Source organism: Streptomyces thermocarboxydus (genome assembly GCF_024760485.1).
GTDB classification, from domain to species: Bacteria; Actinomycetota; Actinomycetes; order Streptomycetales; family Streptomycetaceae; genus Streptomyces; species Streptomyces cellulosae.
Window position 1 is genome coordinate 2,142,393 of record NZ_CP058273.1, and the last position, 18,422, is coordinate 2,160,814.

Annotated in this window: 16 protein-coding genes and 1 pseudogene; 3 read left to right on the plus strand and 14 right to left on the minus strand. The window is 72.9% G+C overall.

Going from position 1 to position 18,422, the window contains the following annotated elements:
- Positions 1-2: 2 nt before the first annotated feature.
- Together AY578_RS10005 and AY578_RS10010 are read left to right on the plus strand one after the other, a co-directional pair.
- Positions 3-1,157 (plus strand): aldose epimerase family protein, encoded by a 1,155-nt coding sequence (locus tag AY578_RS10005; protein ID WP_136239355.1) that lies wholly within the window; start codon positions 3-5, stop codon positions 1,155-1,157.
- Between the two features lie 216 nt (positions 1,158-1,373).
- A pseudogene (locus tag AY578_RS10010) lies at positions 1,374-3,064 on the plus strand (pyridoxal phosphate-dependent aminotransferase).
- A gap of 32 nt (positions 3,065-3,096) precedes the next feature.
- Here the strand turns inward: AY578_RS10010 and AY578_RS10015 are convergent.
- The 14 genes from AY578_RS10015 to AY578_RS10080 form a co-directional block, all read right to left on the minus strand.
- The gene (locus AY578_RS10015; RefSeq protein WP_258902277.1) at positions 3,097-4,347 is read right to left on the minus strand and encodes a lytic transglycosylase domain-containing protein; all 1,251 of its coding nucleotides are present in this window, start codon (positions 4,345-4,347) and stop codon (positions 3,097-3,099) included.
- Positions 4,348-4,967: 620 nt separating this feature from the next.
- Complete coding sequence (locus tag AY578_RS10020; RefSeq protein WP_136239712.1) at positions 4,968-5,666, minus strand: anti-sigma factor; 699 nt, start codon at positions 5,664-5,666, stop codon at positions 4,968-4,970.
- Between the two features lie 47 nt (positions 5,667-5,713).
- A complete protein-coding gene (locus AY578_RS10025; RefSeq protein WP_136239713.1) occupies positions 5,714-6,262 on the minus strand; it encodes an Rv1363c family protein in 549 nt (182 codons plus the stop codon).
- A gap of 25 nt (positions 6,263-6,287) precedes the next feature.
- Positions 6,288-7,061, minus strand: a complete 774-nt coding sequence (locus AY578_RS10030) for a nuclear transport factor 2 family protein (protein ID WP_202503455.1) — start codon at positions 7,059-7,061, stop codon at positions 6,288-6,290.
- Positions 7,058-7,573: a hypothetical protein gene (locus AY578_RS10035; protein WP_028959722.1), complete on the minus strand. Its 516-nt coding sequence runs from the start codon at positions 7,571-7,573 to the stop codon at positions 7,058-7,060. Before AY578_RS10035 ends, AY578_RS10030 begins: the two co-directional genes overlap by 4 nt.
- The gene (locus AY578_RS10040) at positions 7,570-8,856 is read right to left on the minus strand and encodes an MCE family protein (RefSeq protein ID WP_161107824.1); all 1,287 of its coding nucleotides are present in this window, start codon (positions 8,854-8,856) and stop codon (positions 7,570-7,572) included. Before AY578_RS10040 ends, AY578_RS10035 begins: the two co-directional genes overlap by 4 nt.
- On the minus strand, positions 8,853-10,013 hold the full coding sequence (locus AY578_RS10045; protein WP_202504016.1) for an MCE family protein: 1,161 nt from the start codon (positions 10,011-10,013) through the stop codon (positions 8,853-8,855). Before AY578_RS10045 ends, AY578_RS10040 begins: the two co-directional genes overlap by 4 nt.
- The gene (locus AY578_RS10050) at positions 10,010-11,050 is read right to left on the minus strand and encodes an MCE family protein (RefSeq protein WP_161232994.1); all 1,041 of its coding nucleotides are present in this window, start codon (positions 11,048-11,050) and stop codon (positions 10,010-10,012) included. Before AY578_RS10050 ends, AY578_RS10045 begins: the two co-directional genes overlap by 4 nt.
- A complete protein-coding gene (locus AY578_RS10055) occupies positions 11,047-12,075 on the minus strand; it encodes an MCE family protein (RefSeq protein ID WP_370879015.1) in 1,029 nt (342 codons plus the stop codon). Before AY578_RS10055 ends, AY578_RS10050 begins: the two co-directional genes overlap by 4 nt.
- 11 nt (positions 12,076-12,086) lie before the next feature.
- Positions 12,087-13,145, minus strand: a complete 1,059-nt coding sequence (locus AY578_RS10060; RefSeq protein WP_136239715.1) for an MCE family protein — start codon at positions 13,143-13,145, stop codon at positions 12,087-12,089.
- Entirely contained in the window at positions 13,142-14,407 is a 1,266-nt protein-coding gene (locus tag AY578_RS10065; protein ID WP_136239716.1) for an MCE family protein, read from the minus strand. Before AY578_RS10065 ends, AY578_RS10060 begins: the two co-directional genes overlap by 4 nt.
- A 1-nt stretch (position 14,408) precedes the next feature.
- Positions 14,409-15,215, minus strand: a complete 807-nt coding sequence (locus AY578_RS10070; RefSeq protein WP_019526192.1) for an MlaE family ABC transporter permease — start codon at positions 15,213-15,215, stop codon at positions 14,409-14,411.
- Between the two features lie 6 nt (positions 15,216-15,221).
- On the minus strand, positions 15,222-15,986 hold the full coding sequence (locus AY578_RS10075) for an MlaE family ABC transporter permease (RefSeq protein WP_258902278.1): 765 nt from the start codon (positions 15,984-15,986) through the stop codon (positions 15,222-15,224).
- A complete protein-coding gene (locus AY578_RS10080; RefSeq protein WP_136239717.1) occupies positions 15,983-16,987 on the minus strand; it encodes an ABC transporter ATP-binding protein in 1,005 nt (334 codons plus the stop codon). The genes AY578_RS10075 and AY578_RS10080 overlap by 4 nt, the downstream gene beginning before the upstream one ends.
- A 719-nt stretch (positions 16,988-17,706) precedes the next feature.
- Between AY578_RS10080 and AY578_RS10085 the strand changes: the two genes are divergently transcribed.
- Positions 17,707-18,327 carry a hypothetical protein gene (locus AY578_RS10085; RefSeq protein WP_019526195.1) on the plus strand — a complete coding sequence of 207 codons (621 nt, stop codon included), beginning with the start codon at positions 17,707-17,709 and terminating at the stop codon, positions 18,325-18,327.
- The last annotated feature ends 95 nt before the right edge of the window (positions 18,328-18,422 follow it).

Here is an 18,422-nt window from a genome sequence, read left to right on the forward strand (position 1 = left end):
TGATGGAACTGAACAGACGCACGGTCATCGCGGGAGCCGCCGCGGCGGGAGTGGCCGCCACCGCCTTCGGCGGCACGGCGCACGCATCGTCCAAGGGCCGGGGCAGGCCGGTGCGGGAGCCGTTCGGCCGGCTCGCCGACGGCACCCGGGTGGACCGCTGGTCGCTGGAGAACGGCGGCACCCGGATGGAGGTCCTCTCCTACGGCGGCATCGTCCACTCCCTCGAGGTCCCCGACCGGCGCGGCCGGTACGCCAACGTCTCCCTCGGTCTGCGCACCCTGGAAGAGTACGTCGCCTCCAGCCCGTACTTCGGGGCGCTGATCGGCCGGTACGGCAACCGCATCGACAAGGGGACCTTCACGCTCGACGGCACCCGGTACCAGCTCTCCGTCAACGACGGCGAGAACAGCCTGCACGGCGGCGCGCAGGGTTTCGACAAGCGCGTCTGGGACGTCGAGCCCTTCACCCGCGGCTCCGACGTCGGCCTGCACCTGTACTACACGGCCGTCGACGGGGAGATGGGCTACCCGGGCACCCTGCGCACCAAGGTGACGTACACGCTCACCCGGGACGGCGACTGGCGTGTCGACTACGAGGCCGTCACCGACCGGCCCACGGTCGTCAACCTCACCAGCCACGTCTACTGGAACCTGGCCGGCGAGGGCAGCGGCAGCGTCCTGGACCACGAGCTGTCGGTCCCCGCCTCCCGCTACACCCCCGTCAACGCGGGTCTGATCCCCACCGGTGAGCTGGCGAAGGTCGCCGGCACCCCGTTCGACTTCCGGCGGGCCAAGACGATCGGCCGGGACATCCGCACCGCCCACCAGCAGCTCCTGTACGGGCAGGGCTTCGACCACAACTGGGTGCTGGACAAGGGCATCACGGCCCGGCCCGAGCACGCGGCGACCCTGCGCGACCCGGCCTCGGGCCGCTCCCTGCGCATCGCGACGAACGAGCCGGGCCTGCAGTTCTACTCCGGCAACTTCCTCGACGGCACCCTCACCGGCACCGGCGGCCGCATCTACCGGCAGGGCGACGGGCTGTGCCTGGAGACCCAGCACTTCCCCGACTCGCCGAACCAGCCGTCGTTCCCCTCGACCGTGCTGCGGCCGGGCGAGACGTACCGGACGACGACCGTGCACAGCTTCGGGACGTGAGCCGCGCGCCCGTGTGAGCGGTCCGGTACGGGTCGCGGCGTGTGAGCGGTTTCGGTGTGAGCACGATCACGAAGCGTCCTCACATTTTCCTCACACGTGCTGAACGGCGCCCCGTTCCGCTCCGTACTCCTGGGTGGCCCGTGCTCCCCCGCGCGGGCCACCCAGGCATGACGGGCCCGCACGTCCCCGGCGGGTCCGCCGCACTCGGAGGTTCCCTTGGCCGACAACGTCACCTCGTTGTTCCGCAGCACCGCGGCGCACAGCCCGTCGATGGCGGCGCTGACGAGGGAGAGCGACGGGGCCGGCCCGGTGGACTTCTGCATTCCGTGCAACCCGTACTTCCCCACCCCCGCGATGTTCGACGAGATGGCGTCCCGGCTGCGCGACATCATCACGTACTACCCGAGCAGCGCGGACACCATCACCGCCGAGCTGTGCAGCCTGCTCCGACTGCCGCCGCAGTGCGTGGCGATGGGCAACGGCTCGACGGAACTCATCACCTGGATCGACCATCTGCTGGTGCGCGAGTCGCTCGCCGTGCCCGTGCCGACGTTCGGCCGGTGGACCGACCAGCCGATGGAGACCGGCAAGCGGGTCGACATGTTCCCGCTCCAGGAGTCCAGCGGCTTCGCCCTGGACCTCGCGCAGTACGCCGAGTTCATCCGCGCCCGCGGCACCAGGGTCGCCGTCGTCTGCAACCCGAACAACCCCGACGGCGGCTTCCTGCACAGGCACGCGGTCGTGCAGTTCATGGACGCCATGGCCGACCTGGACCTGGTGGTGATCGACGAGTCGTTCCTGGAGTTCGCCGACGCCGAGAACGAGCCGAGCGTGGTGCAGGAGGCGATGCTGCGCCCCAACGTCATCGTGCTGCGCAGCCTCGGCAAGAACTTCGGCCTGCACGGCATCCGCTTCGGCTATATGGTCGCCAACCCGGCGCTCGCCGGGCGGGTGCGCTCCATGCTGCCCAAGTGGAACCTCAACTCCTTCGCCGAGCACGTGGTGTTCATGCTGAAGGAGCACGGCGCCGAGTACGCGCAGAGCCTGCACCAGGTGCGCCGCGACCGGATGGACATGTCCGGCCAGCTCTCCTCGCTGCCCGGCCTCACGGTCTATCCGTCGCAGGGCAACTTCCTCTTCGTGCGCCTGCCCGTCGGCGCCGAGGGGACCGTGGTGCGCGACCGGCTGCTCACCGAGCACCGGATCCTGGTGCGTGAGTGCGGCAACAAGATCGGCTCCTCCAGCCGCTTCCTGCGTCTCGTGGTGCGCCCCCAGGTCGACGTCCGTCGCCTGGTGACCGGCCTGGAACAGGTGCTCTACGGGACGTCCAGGAGGGGAGCCGCCGTGCCCGAGCAGGCCACAGGGACCGCCTACAGCTCGGGCACGGCGGCGGTGGACCGTCTGGTGAGCCAGACCAACGGGGCCGGGACGCGCGGCCTCGCACAGGCCTCCGGCGCCGGCATGCCGCTCCCCGCCGCGCCCGCCCGCCGCCGCGGTGGCCCGGCGGCGGATGCCGTGCGGCCGCGGCGGGGCTGCCGCAGCCGGAGCCCGGCCGTGCCGCAGGAGGCCGCCGCGGCGCAGCCGTGCCGCAGCCGTTCCCGTGCCCAGCCCAGCCGGTTCCCTGCCCCAGCCGCAGCACCAGCAGTTCCCGCAGCCGGCGGCCTACCGGAGCGCCTCGCAGCCCCTCGCCCGGGGCCGCGTTCGCGGCGCCGCACCCGCACCGACGCCCGTGCCCGGCGATGCAGGTCCGCCGCCACCGGCCGACCCCGCCCGGCGTCCCGGCGCGCGGCGGGCTGACGGCCGCCCAGGTGCGGGGCACGGACGGGCTGTCCATGGCCCCGGCGACGGGCTGGCCGGGGGCGCAGAGCTGGCCCGACGCGGCGGGGATGGGACAGGCGGCGGGCTGAGACACCCGGCCGGGCACCCGCGTCGGCTTCCCTCACTGCCCTGCCGGGGTCTCGGTCGGGGTCGGGCAGGGGTCGCCGGTGCCGGACGGTGAGGCCGTCGGCCCCGGTTCGGGAGCGGTCGGCTCCGGGGAACAGGGGGCCGAGGGGGTCGGGTCCGGTGAGGGCTCGGCGCTCCCGGTCGGGGACTCGTCGGGCGGTTCCGTGGGCTCCTGGCTCGTCGGGGGGTCCGTCGGCGAGGGGGCCGGGGACGTGCTGGGCCCGGGGGACGGCGACGTGGGGTCCGGGCTGCCCGGGACGGACGGGGAAGGACGCGGGGACGGCCCCGTGCCACCGGAGGGGCTGGGCTGGGGCCCGACGACCACGCCTCCGCCACCGCCGCCCCCGCCGCCTCCGTCGACCGGTTCGGTCGCCGGGGTGTCGCCGCCCGCGCCGGGGCTGCGGGGGACGACGCCCTTCCCGTCGGGCACAGCGTGCACCCCGCGGCTGTAGAACGCCAGCCAGTACCGGACCAGGCGCAGGTAGGAGCGGGAGTGGTTGTAGCTCAGGACCGCCCGGTCCAGGTCCGCCGGGCGGCGCAGGTCCCGGTCGCCGAAGCACAGGTAGTGGCCGGCCGCCAGCGCCGCGTCGAAGATGTTGTTCGGGTCGGCGCGGCCGTCGCCGTTGCCGTCCGTGCCCCAGCGGGCCCAGGTGGACGGCAGGAACTGCATCGGGCCCACCGCACGGTCGTAGACGGTGTCGCCGTCGTGGGCGCCCCCGTCCGTGTCCCGGATCAGCGCGAAACCCCGTCCGTCGAGGGGCGGTCCGGTGATGCGGCCGAGCGTCGTGCCGTTCGCGTCGACCGCGCCGCCGCGCGCCTGCCCGGACTCGACCTTGCCGATGGCGGCCAGCAGCTCCCACGGCAGCCGACAGCCGGGGTCCGTCCTGGCGACCGAGGACTCGGCGGCACGGTAGGCGCGCAGTACGGTGGCCGGAATGCCCGACTCGGCGCGGACCTGCCGGTGCAGCACGGGCGAGGCGGGCGCGGGCTTCGCGGTGCGCAGGGGCGGAAGCTCGGTGTGGTACGAGCCGTCACCCGGCGGGGCGAGCTCCGCGTACGGATCGCCCACGGGCGCCGGCCTTCCGCCGTCGCCCGCCGGTTCGGCCCGGGCCTTCATGCCGTCCCGGACGAGGCCGGGCCCCTGCGAAGCGGTCAGGGCCGCCATGGCCGCCACGGCGAGCGCACTCGCACGCAGTCCCCTGCGGGCCCGGCCGGAGTACCGGCGACGGGGTCGTCGTACGGACATGGGCGTCACTCCTGTCGGATCCGGATGCGGTGCGGGGCCCCTGCCGGGGCGGGCGTGCGGGGTGGTGCAGTGCCCCTTCGGGGGCGGCATGCGGGGTGGTGCAGTGACCCTGCCAGGGCCGACGAGCGGGTGCCGGGTCGTGCAGTGCCCCTGCCGGGGCGGGCGCGCGGGGTGGTGCAGTGACCCTGCGGGGGCCGACGAGCAGGTGCCGGGTGGTGCTACGCCCCTGCCGGGGCTGACACGCGGGGTGCCAGGCGGTGCAGCGCTCCTGCCGGGGCAGGCATGCGGGGTGGTGCAGTGACCCTGCCAGGGCCGACGAGCAGGTGCCGGGTGGTGCTACGCCCCTGCCGGGGCGGGCCTGCGGGGCGCCAGGCGGTGCGGGCGCCCTGCGGGGCCGGCACGTCGGGTGCCGGGTGGTGCGGGCGCCGGGGGCGCGTGGTGCGGTCGAGCGCATGGCCCACACGTGCCGAGTCCCCGATGGTGCGGCAGGGCGGGCGGTGCGGGTGCCGGTCACACCGGGGAGGTGCGGCGCCCGAGGTGCGTGGCGGCGGGAGCGGTCCGGTGCCGGTGAAGCGCCTGGGGTGGCGTCGTCCGCCGCGCCCTGCCGCCGCGCCCTGCGGCTACGTGCGGTCGAAGGTGTCCAGGGCCGTGATGAGCCAGCGGCCGTCGCGGTGGACCGTGTCCACCGCGAGCATCGCCGCCGCGTACACGCCGTCGTCCTGTTTCGCGTCCGCCTTCCCTCCGGCGGTGGCCACGCTGCTCTGGTCGGCGTAGAGGAGGACCCGCGCCCGGTCGCCGTCGATCCGTTCGACCGCGGTCTCGGTGACCGCCGTGGTGATCACCGCCTTCCGCGCGTCGGCCCGCTCACGGACGTCGGCGAACAGGTCCCGGTGCTGGGCGACGGCCTTCCCGGTCAGGAGATCCTTCGCGGCCCGGTCGAAGGCCGCGGGATCGGCGTGGTCGTAGGAGAACAGCCGGTCGACGGCCGCGGCCACCTGCCCCTTGACCTCGCTGGTACGGGCTACGTCGGTCAACGCGGTGTTGCTCAGGGCGGGTTCGGCGCGCAGCGACTCGGCCTCCGCGTGGGCCCAGCCCGCGAAGCCGCCGAGGAGCACGGTCAGCGCGCAGAGCGCCGCCAGGCCCCAGGGGCGGCGCGGGCGGGACCGGGCGGGACCGCCCGGTCCCTCCGCGGCCGCTTCGGTCCTACGGGGCGGCCCCGCCGCACGGCGCGGGCCGAGCCGGACCTCCACGACCTGCGGACGAGCGGCGCGGGCCTGGCGGAGTCGCTGGCGGTTGATGTGGTGACGGGTCGTCGACATGGTGGGATGTCCTCCTCGCTGCGGCCGGCCGGTGCGGTACGGGCCGGTCAGCCGGCCGGTGCGCCGCCGACGGGCGCCTGGCCGAGAGCGCTCAGCTTCCAGCGGCCGTCGGTCCGGGTGAGTTCGCCGAGCATGCGGCTGTCCTTGTCGGTCCGGGTCCCGTCGGCCGCCCGGACGGTGACGCGCAGGGCGACCAGCACGCGGGCGCGCCCGGCCCGGTCGTCGAGTTCGGTGACCGCTCCCGACAGCACCCGGGCCGTGCTGACCGTCTCCGCCTCCTTCACCTGATCCGCGAAGTCATCGCGTCCCGAGGCGAGTTGCTCGTGCAGCTCGCCCGTCGTCGAGGCCTCCCAGAGATCGAGCCCCCGGTCCAGGTCGCGGTGGTCGAGGGTGTTGAGGTTCTGCACGGCCTGCTCCCCCGCCGCGAGCGCCCGGTCCCGCTGCACGGCGTAGGCGGCCCGGTCGTCGTGGGCCGCGTCGTACCAGTCCTGGCCCGCCCACGCGGCGAAACCGCCGGCGACGAGGGCGAGCACGAGGGCCGGCGCGTACGGCGTCCGGAGGCGGCGCGGCACGCGGCGCCGGGCCGGTCGTTCCATGAGGTGCTCCTGTCTCCCGCGCATGTCAGCGGGCCTTCATGTCGACGATCCGCCACCGGTCGTCCTCGAGCCGTGCCGTGACCGTGAGCTGCGCCGCCGCGGTGGTCGCCGCGTCCTCGCCGCGGCGGGAGGTCTGGTCGAGGAAGACCAGCAGGCGGGCCCGGTCGCCGTCGAGTTCCACCACGCCGGTGCGGACGGCGCGGGTGCTCAGGGTGACGCGCTGCGCGGTGAGGTCCTGGCGGACGCGGTCGAAGAGGGCGGTGTACTGGCGGGCGGCCTTCCCGTCGAGGGCGGTGTGTGCGGAGCGCTCGGCGGCGGCGGTGCCGTCGGGCGTGTAGGAGAAGATCCGGGCGAGGGCGCTGCCGACGTCCCCGGCGACCCGGCTGGTGGCCTCGGTGTCGGTGAGCGCCCGGTTGCGGGCGGACTCGTCCGACCGCAGCTCGTGGGCCTCGTGGAGGAAGCCGCAGCCGCCGAGGACCAGGACCGCGGCGGCCCCCGCCGCGACGGCCCGCCGCGGCCGCGAGCCCCGCGAGCGGGCGTCCCGGGGAGGGGAGTCACCTGTGCGGTGGCCGGGATCGCCCTCGGGAGCGTCCCCGGACGCCTCCCCACCGGACCCGCCGTCAGGGGCGTCCCAGGAGCGCGGCTCAGCGCAAGTGGCCTGCGAGGTCCCGTGCCCCGGCACGTCGCCACGGCGCCGTCCCGGCCCCCTCGTCCCCATGTCCCCGGCGGCGGTGTCCCGTCCCGTACCGGGCTCGTGCGTACCTGGCTCCCGCCTGCGGGACAGCCACATCCGTGTCATCGGTCCCCCTCCTCCCTCTCCCCCTGGACCGGGACGGCGCTGAGCGCCTTCACCTTCCAGACGTCCTCACCGGTTCGGGCCAGGACCGCCTCCACGCGCTTGCGGTCGACGGCCGGCTTCCCCGCCCCGGCGGGGGTGGTCTCGACGCGGACGGTGGCGATGAGCTTCGCCGTGCCGGAGCGGGTGTCGAGCGCCGTGACGGCGGCCTCGGTGACGGTGCCGCGCGCCGAGGCGCCCGCCCCGGCCGCGGTGGCGCCGAGCTCCTCGCGCAGCGGCCCGGTGGAGACGCCGCGCCAGTCCCGGACGCTGCCCTCCGCACGCTGCCGTGTGGTGGCGTCGATCGTGGTGAGCACGGCGAGGGCCCGGCGCCCGTCGGCGAGTGCCGCGTCCCGTTCCCTCCCGTACGCGAGATCGTCGTCGGCGCGTGCCTGGGCGTACGTCCAGGCGCTTGTGCCGCAGAAGCCGAGGGCCAGGACGAGTCCCGTCCCGGCGAGGATCCGGGCCCGCCTCATCGGGTGCCTCCCGGTGCGGGCGCGAGGACGTGCGCCAGGTCGCGCGGCGCCTCGCCGTTCTGTCCGGGCAGGGCGAGCGCGCCGGGCGGCGCCGCGCTGTCGGGCTGCCGCGCCGTGCGGTCGCCGCCGCTGCCGGAGGGCAGGGAGCCGGGGCGGGCCGGTTCGGGCACCGCGCCGCCCTTGGGGGCGTTGGCCGCGCCACGCACGTTCTTGCCCGTGGACGGCGGGGCGGTGCAGCCCGCACCGGTGTTCAGGGGCGGGGCGGTGCCGAGGTCGAGGCCGTTGCGGTAGCGGGTGGCGCCGTACCCCGCGGTGCAGGGCAGGGGGTCGAAGAAGGTGACGGCCATGCCGAGGTTCAGCTTCCCTCCGTCGACGGCGGTGGAGCCGGCGGAGACGGCCGCCGGGTAGGTGACGAGCAGTTCCTCGATGCCCCGCTGCCGGGTGACGGCCACCTCGGCGGTGGTGAGCAGGTTGGCGAGCACGACGCCGAGGCTCGGGTCGAGGTCCCGCAGCACGCCGCTGATCTGGCCGGCGGCCTCGGGGGTGACCGCGAGGAGACGGCGCAGGTCGGCGTCGGACCCCTTGAGGGCGCGGGCCAGTTCCTCCGCGCCCCGGGCGAATCCGCGGATCGCCGCGCCCTCCTGGGCCTGGGTGCGCAGCACGGTCTCGCCGTCGTCGATGAGCAGGACGGTGGACGGCAGGGCGCGGTCGGCGGCCTCGACGAAGTCGCTGCCGCTGTCGAGCAGCACCTGGAGGTCGTCGCCGTGTCCTTCGAAGGCCTCCCCCAACTCGTCGACGACCGTGCGCAGATCGTCCTGCGGCACCGACCGCACCAGGCCGTCCACACTGGCGAGGACGTCGGTGACGGGGGCCGGCACCTGGGTGTCCCGCTGGTCGATGCGGGCGCCGTCCGTCAGGTAGGGGGAGCCCTCGCTCTCGGGCCGCAGGTCGATGTACTGCTCGCCCACGGCGGAGAGCGCGGCGACCACGGCCTTGGTGTCGGCGGGGATGCGGGGCGCCGACTTCTTGATCCGCAGCTCGGCGACGACCCCGTCGTCGGTGAGGCGGAGGGGGCCGACACGGCCCACCGAGACGCCTCGGTAGGTGACGTCGGCATGGGTGAACAGGCCGCCTGTGCGGGGAAGTTGCACGTCCACGGTGTAGTGGTCGGCGACGCCGATGTACCGCCCGAGGTCGGCGTAGCGGATGCCGAGGTAGGACAGGGCGAGCACGGCGACGAGGAGGAAGGCGAGGTTTTTCAGCCGTACGGCGAGGGTGATCACGAGCCGTCACCCGCCTCCGGGGACGCCGGTGCGGTGGTCGCGGTCGCGGAGGGCAGCGGGAGCGGGTCGTCGATCGGGGGGATCACCTGGGTGCCGGGGAGGGCGACGACGCTCAGGTAGGCGTTGAGGTAGTCGCCCTTCACGCCGTTCAGCACCTCGTCGGTGAACGGGTAGGTCACCAGCACCTGGAGCGCGTCGGGCAGGTCCGCGCCGGCGTCGGCGAGCTCCTTCAGCGTGGGCGCCAGGGCCCTGAGGTCGGCGATCATGTCGTCCTTGCTCGCGTCGACGGTGGACACGGCGACGCCGGAGAGCGCGTCGAGGGAGCGCAGCATGGTGAGCAGGGAGCCGCGCTGTCGCTCCAGCGTCTTCAGTCCGGGTGAGAGGCCGGTGAGGACGGTTCCGACGTCGTCCTTGCGGTGGGCGAGGGTGGAGGAGAGCCGGTTGACGGCGTCGAGCGCGTCGGTGATGTCCTTGCGGTGGTCGTCGAGGTCGGTGACCAGGGTGTTGACGCGCCGGAGCATGGAGCGGACCTCGGGTTCCCGGCCGCCGAGCGCCGCGTTGAGTTCCCGGGTGATGGTGCGGAGCTGGTTGACGCCGCCGCCGTTGAGCAGCAGGGACAGCGCGCCGAACACCTCCTCCACCTCGGTGCTGCGGCTGGTGCGGGACAGCGGGATGACGTTCCCGTCGGAGAGCCGGCCGGTGCCGCCGCCGGCCGGGGCGGCGAGCTGCACGTACTTCTCGCCCAGGAGGCTGGACTGTCCCAGGCGCGCGGTGGCGTCGGCGGGCAGCCGCACGTCGCCGTTGATCTGCATGGTGACGCGGGCCGTCCAGTCGTCGCCGAGTTCGATGCGGCTGATCCGGCCGACGGCGACGTCGTTGACGCGTACCGCGGAGTGCGGGACGAGGCTGAGGACGTCGTCGAGTTCGGCGGTGACGGTGTAGGGGCGGTCGCCGAGGTCGGCGCCGCCGGGCAGCGGCAGGTCCTCCACGCCCTGGAAGCCTTGGGGCAGGACGGTGACACCGCCGACCGCGAGGGTGAAGCCGAGACCGAGGGCGATCAGCCCGCCCACGGTCAGGCCCGCCACCCGGCCGGTGGTGAGCGCGCCGCGTCCGAGCGCCGAGGCGGCCCGTTCGCGGGTGGGTGTGCCGCTTCTCATCTGTCCCCCTTCCGCTCGGTCGCGGGGGCGTCGCCGCTGACGGCCGCGCCGGTGGCGGGCAGCGGCAGCAGGGGGCCGCCCATGCTGATCTCGTTGAGGTTCGTGCGGCCGTCGAGGGTGCGGGTGTCGGGGTTGTAGGCGTTCACGACGTTGCCTGCGACGAGCGGCGCCACGTCCAGCGCCTCGGCCAGCGAGACCCGTTGCTCGACGAGGGTGCGGGTGATGGGCACGAGCCGGTCGACGTTCTTCTTCAGCTCGCCGCGGTTGTCCTCGATGAAGGTCTTGACCTGGCCGAGCGCCTTGCCGAGTTCCTCGAGCGCGCCGGTGAGGTCGTCCTTGTTGTCGGCGAAGAAGCCGACGACCTCGTCGAGGCGTTCCTGCGCGGTGCGCACGTCGGTGTCCTTGTCCTTGAGCATGGTGGTGAACGTTTGGAGGCTGCGGAGCGTGCGGAACAGGTCGCCGCTGCTGCCGTCCAGGGTCTTGGCCGCCTTGCCGAACTCCTCGACGCTGTCGCCGATGGCCTTGCCGTTGCCGTCGAGGTTGGCGGCGCCGGTCCGCAGCAGTCCGGACAGGGCGCCCTCGGCGTTGGCGCCGTCCGGGCCGAGCGCGTCGGCGAGATCGGTGATCGAGTCGTAGATCTGGTCGATCTCGACGGGTACGCGGTTGCGGGAGGCGGGCAGCACGGCGCCGTCGGCGAGGGCGGGGCCGGTGCTGTGGGCGGGGGTGAGCTGCACGTAGCGGTCGGCGACGACGCTGGGGGCGACGACGACGGCCCGGGCGTTCTCGGGGACCTTGATCCCGTCGTCGAGGCGCAGGTCCACGCGGACGGTGGTGCCTTGTGGCCGCACCGACTCCACCTCGCCGACCCGCACGCCGAGGATGCGCAGGTCGGATCCGGCGTGGACGCCGACGACGCGGTCGAAGTAGGCGGTGATGCGCAGGCCGTCGGGGGCGAGGGCCGAGGCGGCGGTGAGGCCGCCGGCGGCCAGCACGACCAGGGCGAGCAGTCCGCCGAGGATCTTTCCGCGTCGGCTCATCGCTCACCGCTCCCCTGGGCCTCGGCCGGCTGTTTCGGCGGCAGGCATCCGCTCTCGGGCCGGGACGTCTCCGGCAGGTAGTCGCGGGGCACGACGCCGCACAGGTAGCTGTCGAACCAGCGCCCGTTGCCCAGGGTGTTGCCGACCAGCCGGTAGTAGGGGCCGATCAGGGCGAGTGTCCTGCCGAGCTGGTCGTTGTTCTTCTCCAGGACGCCGGTCACCCGGCCGAGTGCCTTGAGGGTGGGGCCGAGCTGTTTCTCGTTGTCCTTGACCAGGCCGCGCAGTTCGGAGCCGAGGTCGCGGCTGCCCTTGAGCAGGGCGCTGATGGCGGCCCGCCGTTTCCTCAGTTCGCCGAGCAGGGAGCCGCCGTCCTCGATGAGGGTCTCGAAGCTGGACTTCTTGTTCTCCAGCGTCTTGCTGAAGCGGGCGCTGCCCTGGAGGAGCCGGGAGAGTTCCGCGTCCCGCCTGGAGACGGAGCGGGACAGGTCGGACAGGCCGGTGGCGGCCTTGCTGACGTGGGGTGGTGAGTCCTTGAAGGTGTCGGAGACGGCCTCGAAGCTCTCCGCGAGCCGGCGGGTGTCGATGGCGTCGACGGTGCCGCTGAGGTCCTGGAAGGCCTGGGTGACGTCGTAGGGGGACGTGGTGCGGGTGGACGGGATGCGGCTGCCGGGGTCCTGCGGCCGGGAGCCGAGCGGGTCGACGGCCAGGTACTTGTCGCCGAGGACGGTCTTGACGGCGATGGCGGCGGTGCTGCGGTCGCCGATCCAGGCGTCCTCCACCTCGAAGGACACCTTCACCTTGGCCCCGTCCAGCGCGACGCCGGTGACCCGGCCGACCTTCACGCCGGCGATGCGCACCTCGTCGCCCTCGTCGAGGCCCGCCGCCTCGGTGAAGTCGGCGCTGTAGCCGGTGCCGCCGGTGAACGGGAGCCGGTCCGCGCCGTAGGCGAGGCCGCCGAGCAGGGTGAGGGCGAGCAGTCCTGCGATGCCGACGGCGACGGGGTTGCGGTCCTTGACCGGTTTCATGCGCGGGCGTCTCATCCGCGGCACCTCGATTCGGTGACGGCGATGCCGGTCGGGGGTTCGGAACCGTCGGAGGTGGTCACGCCGCTCACCCGTGCCTCGCAGAGGTAGAGGTTGAACCACGATCCGTAGGAGGACAGCCGGGCCAGGGCGGTCATCTTGGCGGGGGTGCGCTCGAGGAAGTTCTCGATCTGCGGGGTGTGGTCGCCGAGGTTGCGCGAGAGGCGGCCCAGTTCGCGGATGTCCCGCTTCAGGGGCGCGCGCCCGTCGTCGAGGAGGTCGGCGGTCACGGTGGTCAGGTCGCCCATGGCCGCGACGGCCCGGCCGAGGGGCTTGCGGTCCTCGTCGAAGCCGGAGACGAGTGCGCGCAGGGTGACGACGAGGTCGTCGAAGCTGTCCTCGCGGTCGTTGAGGGTGTCCAGGACGGTGGTGAGGTTCTTCACGACCGCGCCGATCACCTCGTCCTTGGCGGCGACGGTGGTGCTGAGCGAGCCGATGCGGCGGATCAGGCTGTCGACGGTGGCGCCCTCGCCCTGGAGGACCTGCACGATCGATCCGGCGAGTTCGTTGACGTCCTTCGGGGAGAGCCCTTCGAACAGCGGCTTGAAGCCGTTGAAGAGGAGGGTCAGGTCGAGCGCGGGGGTGGTGCGGTCCAGCGGCACCGTGGCGCCCTCCTCCAAGGTGCCGCCGAGGTCGCCGCTGCCGCGTCCGAGGGACACGTAGCGCTGGCCGACCATGTTGAGGTACTTCACCGCCGCGGTGGTGGAGCGGGGCAGCCGGCGGTCCTCGCGGACGGTGAACGTGACCTGCGCGAGGCGCCGTTGGACGACGCGCACGTCGGTCACCTCACCGACCGTGACGCCGGAGACGCGCACGCTGTCCCCTTCCCTGAGCCCGGTGACGTCGGTGAAGAGGGCCTGGTAGACCCGGCCGCCGCCGCCCGCGCCGGAGCCGGCGACGCCGAGCCCGAGCACGGTGGTGGCGACGGCGGTGACCACCACGAAGACGAGGGACTTCAGCAGGGGGCCGGTCAGCGAGCGGCGCCGGGTGTGCCCGAGGTCGGCGCTGGTCATCCGAGTGTCACCTCCGTACCGCGGTAGACGGGGCCGACGAGGAGGGTGCTCCAGTCGGGCAGGTCGCCGGGGGCCGCGCCGGCTGCGGGCGCGAGCAGTTCGTTCACGAGGTCGTTCTCCGCCGGGGAGTTGACGGGCCCGAGGTCCTCGGCGGTCGCGGCGGTCGCGGCCTGCGCCGTGGGCCGGGGCAGCGCCCCGACGTAGGGCACGGAGGGGCAGCGCGGGCCGCCGCCCGCGTCGTACACCGGGGTGTCGCGGCCGAGGCGGTAGGCGCCGCGCGCGGCGACGGAGGTGACGTCGACGTGGACGCCGGGCCGGCCGGTGCCCTTGCCGAGCGCCCGGTCCATGGCCGGGACGAACTCGGCGAGGGTGCGCAGGGTGCACGGGAAGGAGGAGGAGTACTCCGCGAGCAGTTCGAGGGTGGGCCGGCCGGCGGCGGAGAGGCGGATGAGGTTGCGCCGGTTCTCGCGCAGGAAGGCCGTCATGTCCTCGGCCGTCCGGGTGGTGGCGCCGAGGGCGGAGGCGAGTTCGGCCTCCTTCTCGGCGAGGGTGCCGCTGGTGGTGGTGAAGTCGGTGAGCGCCGTGAGGATGTCGGGCGCGGCGTCCGCGTAGACATGACTGACCTTCACGAGTTCCCTGAGGTCGCGGTTGAGGGCGGGCAGGTGCGGGTTGAACTCGGCCAGGTGCCGCTCCAGCCGGCCGAGCGTCCGGCCGAGCTGGTCGCCGCGTCCTTCCAGGGCCTGGGAGACGGCGGAGAGGGTCGCGGCGAGCTTCTGCGGCTGGACGGCGGTGAGCATCGGCAGGACGTCGTCGAGCACCTGCTGGAGTTCGACGGCGTTGGCGGAGCGGTCCTGGGGGATGACGGCTCCGGCGGCCAGCGGCTCGGGCGAGGGGTTCTCGGGCGGCACCAGGGCCACGAACCGCTCGCCGAACAGCGTGGTCGGCAGCATCTGGGCGCGGACGTCGGAGGGGACGGCGTCCAGCGTGCCGGGCTTCATGGCGAGGGTGAGGCGGGCGCCGTCGCCGGTGGCGTCGACGGCGCGGACCTCGCCGACGACGACGCCGCGCAGCTTCACCTCGGCGCCCGGGTGCATCTGGTTGCCGACGCTGCCGGTCTCGACGACCACCGGGTCGGACGAGGTGAACTTCTTGTCGTAGACGGCGACGGCCAGCCAGATCAGCAGGGCGGGCACCAGTACGAACACCACTCCGGCGAGCCGGCGGCGCAGCGTGTGTCCTCGGGCTTCCCGGGATCCGCTCATCTCACCCCGCCACCTTCACGGTCGTGGTCGCGCCCCACAGGGCGAGCGACAGGAAGAAGTCGGTGACGCTGATCAGGACGATGGCGTTGCGCACGGACCGTCCGACGGCGACGCCGACGCCGGCGGGGCCGCCCGAGGCGCGGAAGCCGTAGTAGCAGTGGGCGAGGATCACCATCACGCTGAAGATCAGCACTTTCAGCACGGAGAGCAGCACGTCCGTCGGGGAGAGGAAGAGGTTGAAGTAGTGGTCGTACGTGCCGCGTGACTGGCCGTTGAACAGCACGGTCACGGTGCGGGAGGCGACGTAGGAGGAGAGCAGCCCGATCGCGTAGAGCGGGACGATGGCGACGACGCCGGCGATGATGCGGGTGGTGACCAGGTACGGCATGGAGCGGATGCCCATGCCCTCCAGGGCGTCGACCTCCTCGTTGATGCGCATGGCGCCGAGCTGGGCGGTGAAGCCCGCGCCGACGGTCGCGGAGAGGGCGAGGCCGGCCACCAGGGGGGCGATCTCCCGGGTGTTGAAGTAGGCGGAGACGAAGCCGGTGAAGGCGGCCGTGCCGATCTGGTCGAGGGCCGCGTGCCCCTGGAGTCCGACGACGGTGCCGGTGAAGAGCGTCATGGCGATCATCACGCCGACGGTGCCGCCGACGACGCCGAGGCCGCCGGAGCCGAAGGCCACCTCGGCCAGCAGGCGCTGCACCTCCTTGAGGTAGCGGCGCAGCGTCCGCGGGATCCACAACAGGGCCCGCAGGTAGAACAGCAGGTGGTCGCCGGAGCGGTCGAGCAGGGCGAGCGGGGAGGCCATCGGACCTCAGCCTCCCTTCGGCGGGACGATCTGGAGGTAGACGGCCGTCATCACCATGTTGACGAAGAAGAGCAGGAGGAAGGTGATGACGACGGACTGGTTGACGGCGTCGCCGACGCCCTTGGGGCCGCCGCGCGGGTTGAGGCCCCGGTAGGCGGCGACGATGCCGGCGATGAACCCGAAGACCAGCGCCTTGAGTTCGCTGACGTACAGGTCGGGGAGCTGGGCGAGGGCGGAGAAGCTGGAGAGGTAGGCGCCGGGGGTGCCGCCCTGCATGACGACGTTGAAGAAGTAGCCGCCGAGGATGCCGACGACGGAGACCAGGCCGTTGAGCAGGACCGCGACGCCCATGGCGGCCAGGACCCGGGGCACGACCAGCCGCTGCACCGGGGAGACGCCCATGACCTCCATGGCGTCGAGTTCCTCGCGGATGGTGCGGGAGCCGAGGTCGGCGCAGATGGCCGAGCCGCCGGCGCCGGCGATGAGGAGGGCGACGATGAGCGGGCCGGCCTGCTGGACGACGGCGAGGACGCTGGCGCCGCCGGTGAAGGACTGGGCGCCCAGCTGCTGGGTGAGGGAGCCGACCTGGAGGGCGATGACGGCGCCGAAGGGGATCGAGACGAGGGCGGCGGGCAGGATCGTCACGCTGGCGACGAACCAGAACTGCTCGGTGAACTCGCGGAACTGGAAGGGTCTTCGGAAGACGGCGCGGCTGACCTCGGCGGCGAGCGCGAAGAGCCGGCCGGTCTCGCGCAGCGCGCCGGTGATCATGCGCCGCTCCCGGCGACGGGCGCCGTCACGGTGGCCGTCGCCGCGTCCCGCTCGTAGGTCTCCCGGATGGCGGAGCGCGCGGCCGGCGGCAAGGTGTCGATCATGCCCATGACACGCGCACGGCGGCGTGCGACGGCACGGCGCGGCGGAAGGCCGGGCGACGGCTCGAGCTGCGGCACGATCACCCGGGGCGCGGCGGGCGTCGCCCGGTCCGCCTCGGCGGCGAGGGTGGCCGCGTCCTTCTCCTCGGACATCCCGATGGGGCCCTCGCGCCGGCCGCCGAGGAACTGGGAGACGACCGGCTCGTCGCTGGTGAGCAGCACCTCGCGCGGGCCGAAGGTGACCAGCTCGCGCCGGAAGAGCATCCCCATGTTGTCGGGCACGGTGGCGGCGATGTCGAGGTTGTGGGTGACGATCAGCATCGTCGCGTCGATCTGCGCGTTCAGGTCGATCAGCAGCTGCGAGAGGTAGGCGGTGCGGACCGGGTCGAGCCCGGAGTCCGGCTCGTCGCACAGGATGATCTGCGGGTCGAGGACGAGCGCGCGGGCCAGCCCGGCCCGCTTGCGCATGCCTCCGCTGATCTCTCCCGGGAGCTTGCCCTCGGCGCCCAGCAGTCCGACGACCTCGATCCGCTCCATGACGATGCGGCGGATCTCGGACTCCTTCTTGCGGGTGTGCTCCCGCAGCGGGAAGGCGATGTTGTCGAAAAGGGACAGGGACCCGAAAAGGGCTCCGTCCTGGAACATGAGACCGAACATTTTACGGGTCTCGTAGATGTCTTTCTCGGGACTGTTCACCATGTCCACCCCATTGATGAGGACACGGCCCTTCTCGGGTTTGAGGAGCCCGATGAGCGACTTCAGGAAAACGGTTTTCCCGGTGCCGGAAGGCCCCAGCATCACACTGACTTCGCCGGCCGGAAGGGTGAGTGACACGTCCCGCCAGATGTTCTGTTTGCCGAAGGACTTGGTCAGCCCTTCGACGACTACTTCGATTCCCATATCACCTCCAGCGGACGTCCGTCGAATATGCGCTGCGGGCGCACGTTAAGTCGGTGCGGAGCCCGTCGACAACAGGCGGGGCACCCGATGCGCATCGACTCCCGGGAACTTGTCACAGCACTGACAACACCGCGGCCCGGCACCTGTCTCCAGGGAGACAGTCAGGGCCTCACCGCCCCGGGGGGTGTGGAGGCGCGCGAGACCCTGCCGACAGACACCCGAGCCCGGGGGGGGAGGGCCGGAAGCGTCCGTCGCGGCTCCGGCCGGCAGGGGCCGCCGACCTGGAGCCGAGCACCGCACCGGCACGTTACGGCCGAGTAACCTCGGCAGGCAACACCGTGATCCGACTTTCCCGGGATACCCGCTCCGGCCATCCGGAATATGTCAGCGAGAGCACAACGAACCAACTGAATATTGTCATCCGGTGAGCATGGAACGCGACACAGAAGATCTCCGGGTAATGACGGGCAACTGCCGCGCACGCCTTCCTTCATTGACATCACCTGAGCAAGGTGCACCGCGGACCACTCACCACGGAAACATCTTGTTCCACTTTTGAAAGAATCATGGACCGCCGCATTGTTCAGCTAAGTTTACCGCCAGTAACGTCATGGCTCACGGACAGGCCACGTCCGGCCGCGGGCCGTATACGCGCTCCGTCATCCCACGTCGGCCACGGCCCGTCTCCGCCGGTCAACCCTCAAGGAGATTCCCGAGCCATGCAGAAGACCTTCAGAAAGACCGCTGTCGTGGCGGGTGCGGCTGCTGCCGCCTTAGGCCTCACCCTCTCCCCCGCCTCGGCGGCGCCGTCCACGACGTGGACCGTCACCCCGAGCGGCAGCTACACGGCGACGAACGCCGGCAACATCGTGCTGACCGCCACCATCCCGATGACGTGCACCACCTCGGGCGCCTCGGGCACCATGGCGAGCGCCACCGGCAACCCCGCCCAGGTCGCCGCCATCAACGCCATCAACTTCGGCACCGCCTCCACCCCGTGCACCAGCGTCCTGGGCACCGTCACCACCGTGGCGGTCACCCCCTGGACCGTCGTCGCGCAGGACTACACCGCCGGCGTCACCAAGGGCTACATCGGCAACGTCACGGCCAACGTGACCGCCGGCGTCTGCAAGTTCACGGTGACGGGCAAGGCCTCGGCCACCTACACCAACTCCACCGGTGTCCTGGCCGTCAACAGCGTCGCCGGGGAACTGAGCGTCACCAACCCGGTCAACTGCGGCACGGTGATCACCACTGCCACCAAGCCGCTCTTCAAGGGCAACTACGCCATCAAGGCGTCGAACGGCGCCATCCCGACCATCATCGGCACCAACCCGTAGGACACCCGCCCGCGAACGCCCGGCCGGCACACGCGGCCGGGCGTTCGCGGGCCGCCCCGCCGGCGCCGGCCCTCGCACGTCGCAGCCGGACACCC

Coding starts and splice junctions, on each gene's coding strand:
- AY578_RS10005 (WP_136239355.1), top strand. CDS start 3: ATGGAACTGAACAGACGCACGGTCATCGCGGGAGCCGCCGCGGCGGGA.
- AY578_RS10015 (WP_258902277.1), bottom strand. CDS start 4,347: ATGTCCGTACGACGACCCCGTCGCCGGTACTCCGGCCGGGCCCGCAGG.
- AY578_RS10020 (WP_136239712.1), bottom strand. CDS start 5,666: ATGTCGACGACCCGTCACCACATCAACCGCCAGCGACTCCGCCAGGCC.
- AY578_RS10025 (WP_136239713.1), bottom strand. CDS start 6,262: ATGGAACGACCGGCCCGGCGCCGCGTGCCGCGCCGCCTCCGGACGCCG.
- AY578_RS10030 (WP_202503455.1), bottom strand. CDS start 7,061: ATGACACGGATGTGGCTGTCCCGCAGGCGGGAGCCAGGTACGCACGAG.
- AY578_RS10035 (WP_028959722.1), bottom strand. CDS start 7,573: ATGAGGCGGGCCCGGATCCTCGCCGGGACGGGACTCGTCCTGGCCCTC.
- AY578_RS10045 (WP_202504016.1), bottom strand. CDS start 10,013: ATGAGAAGCGGCACACCCACCCGCGAACGGGCCGCCTCGGCGCTCGGA.
- AY578_RS10050 (WP_161232994.1), bottom strand. CDS start 11,050: ATGAGCCGACGCGGAAAGATCCTCGGCGGACTGCTCGCCCTGGTCGTG.
- AY578_RS10055 (WP_370879015.1), bottom strand. CDS start 12,075: ATGAAACCGGTCAAGGACCGCAACCCCGTCGCCGTCGGCATCGCAGGA.
- AY578_RS10060 (WP_136239715.1), bottom strand. CDS start 13,145: ATGACCAGCGCCGACCTCGGGCACACCCGGCGCCGCTCGCTGACCGGC.
- AY578_RS10065 (WP_136239716.1), bottom strand. CDS start 14,407: ATGAGCGGATCCCGGGAAGCCCGAGGACACACGCTGCGCCGCCGGCTC.
- AY578_RS10070 (WP_019526192.1), bottom strand. CDS start 15,215: ATGGCCTCCCCGCTCGCCCTGCTCGACCGCTCCGGCGACCACCTGCTG.
- AY578_RS10075 (WP_258902278.1), bottom strand. CDS start 15,986: ATGATCACCGGCGCGCTGCGCGAGACCGGCCGGCTCTTCGCGCTCGCC.
- AY578_RS10080 (WP_136239717.1), bottom strand. CDS start 16,987: ATGGGAATCGAAGTAGTCGTCGAAGGGCTGACCAAGTCCTTCGGCAAA.
- AY578_RS10085 (WP_019526195.1), top strand. CDS start 17,707: ATGCAGAAGACCTTCAGAAAGACCGCTGTCGTGGCGGGTGCGGCTGCT.